Genomic DNA, 2,241 nt, shown 5'->3' with positions numbered 1-2,241 from the left:
TTGCAAAGGCCCTCATGGCACAAGCGCCCGACTTATTGGCGACAGATCCGGTTATTGAAAAGGTTGATCTGCTTGCAATAAAATAATGAAATCATCAACAGGAAAGCTAAGCTGTAAATCATTAACAAAAAAGGAAGCCGCTAACGGAGGGCACTGAAAAAGTCCTTTTAGTTAAAGGGTTAGAAAATCTAAATTTTCTAACCCTTTTTTTGTATCTTAAAGTGTCGAAAGAGAGACAATTATGCTTAGTCAACAACAGCAGATACAGTTCAGTTCATTTTCGGGACTATATGAGTTGATCGTACCGAAAAACAATCTTTTGCGGAAGATCAATGACCTGGTAGATTTTACCTTTATTTATGAAGAACTGGTTAGCAAATATTGCATTACCAATGGTAGGACTGCAGAAAGCCCTGTACGGATGTTCAAATATCTGTTATTAAAGACCATCTATACGGTTTCAGATGTTGATGTGGTGGAACGTTCGCAGTATGATATGTCGTTCAAATATTTCCTGGGGATGTCGCCGGAAGAAGGCGTTATCGATCCCAGTTCATTGACCAAGTTCAGAAAGCTGCGGCTAAAGGATAATGACCTTTTAAACCTGCTTATTGGTAAAACGGTGGCCATAGCTATTGAAAAAGGGATCATCCAATCAAAATCTATTATTGTTGATGCTACGCATTCCCTTTCCAGGTCAAACCCTTATTCAGCACTGGAAGTATTGCAGGAACGTTCGAAACTGCTCCGCAAAGCAGTATATGCTATAGATGAAGATATGAAGGCAGGGATGCCGGTAAAGAACACAACTGACGAATTGGAAAAAGAACTAGCGTATTGCAGCGCATTGGAAAAGTATATTGAAGCAGACCAAACCTTATGCCAGATACCTGCGGTAAAAGAGAAGCTGAACCTGTTGAAGGAGACGGTAGCAGATACGCAGGAGCACTATACGTTATCCAAAGACAAGGATGCCAAAACGGGCCATAAATCAGCTGATAGCTCATTCTTTGGTTACAAGACCCATTTGGCGATGACGGAAGAACGCATCATCACTGCAGCCGTGGTCACATCGGGTGAAAAAGGCGATGGGCCAGAACTACCGAAACTATTGGAGATCAGCCAAAAAAATGGCATTGAAGTAGATATGATCATCGGCGATGCAGCTTATTCAGGTAAAGAAAACCTTGAGCTAACAAAAGAACAGGGAGTAAAAGTCGTGGCTAAACTAAACCCATCAATAAGTCAAGGCTTTAGAAAAGATGCGGAAAAGTTCGATTATAATAAAGATGCAGGGATGTTTATATGTCCGGCCGGGCATTTGGCTATCCGGAAGGCTCGCACCGGGAAGAAAAACATCGGAGAGAACCAGTTAGATACTTATTACTTTGACATTGAAAAGTGTAAGATCTGTCCACTAAGGGAGAATTGCTATAAGCCCGGCGCAAAGTCTAAAACTTATTCGGTCAGTATCAAATCGGGCACACACCTGGATCAAATGGCATTTCAGGAGACGGAAGAGTATAAAGAAAACATCAAACACAGGTATAAGATCGAAGCAAAGAACAGCGAATTAAAAAACGTTCATGGTTATGACCGAGCGATAGCTTATGGTATCGAAAACATGCAGATGCAGGGCGCATTGGCTATTTTTACTGTAAATCTAAAAAGGATCATCAAACTGATGAACTAAGTTCCAGGAAAACCACAACTGGCTACTCATCAGATTGCTAATACAGCCATATCGGCTATAAAAAGTCACCTTTGCAATAAATGACGCAAAAGAAAAGCGACCAAGTAAAAGTTGCCTTTTTCTTGATCGCTTTAATAACCCAACATTATTGAGTTACTTTTTCAGTGCCCTCGTAAATACTACACCTCTTTTTTGGATCTAAATTCAAGGCTTCTGTTGTGCATTAAAGCTTATTAATAGCTTCCTGCTCTTTCAGGGCGGCGATATTATTGGTATCGCTGAAAGTATCGGTCTGGCTGGCGAAGTCTTCCAGAATGCTGGCGATGGTGTCCAGGTTTTCTGATACGCGCTGATGCATATCCGGCAAGTCTTTTTCCAAACGTTTGTTACCCAGGTCCATATTATCGACCTCTATTTTGGTCAATTTTTGTATGATGGCCTGCTGACTATTTTTTAAATCTTCCAGTTCATGGACAATCTTTTCCATCAACTCAAATTTTTTTAACTTATCCATAGGTGTTTATCAATTGTTGTAATTAGCATAACCC

General features: G+C 40.6%; 2 protein-coding genes. One reads left to right on the top strand and one right to left on the bottom strand.

Going from position 1 to position 2,241, the window contains the following annotated elements:
• The first annotated feature begins 241 nt into the window (after positions 1-241).
• On the top strand, positions 242-1,693 hold the full coding sequence (locus AAGC65_RS26020) for an IS1182 family transposase (RefSeq protein WP_343115369.1): 1,452 nt from the start codon (positions 242-244) through the stop codon (positions 1,691-1,693).
• Positions 1,694-1,916: 223 nt separating this feature from the next.
• On the opposite strand, the gene AAGC65_RS26015 is transcribed toward AAGC65_RS26020, so the two are convergent.
• On the bottom strand, positions 1,917-2,207 hold the full coding sequence (locus AAGC65_RS26015; protein WP_343115368.1) for a hypothetical protein: 291 nt from the start codon (positions 2,205-2,207) through the stop codon (positions 1,917-1,919).
• Positions 2,208-2,241 lie beyond the last annotated feature (34 nt).

This window comes from Mucilaginibacter sp., from assembly GCF_039207105.1.
Taxonomy (GTDB): Bacteria; Bacteroidota; Bacteroidia; order Sphingobacteriales; family Sphingobacteriaceae; genus Mucilaginibacter.
The sequence above is the reverse complement of the archived record's forward strand: the minus strand, read 5'-3'. Positions and strand labels throughout refer to the sequence as shown.

Bases quoted from the DNA above. Each gene is read 5' to 3' on its own strand.
- AAGC65_RS26015 (WP_343115368.1), bottom strand. From the start codon at position 2,207: ATGGATAAGTTAAAAAAATTTGAGTTGATGGAAAAGATTGTCCATGAA.
- AAGC65_RS26020 (WP_343115369.1), top strand. From the start codon at position 242: ATGCTTAGTCAACAACAGCAGATACAGTTCAGTTCATTTTCGGGACTA.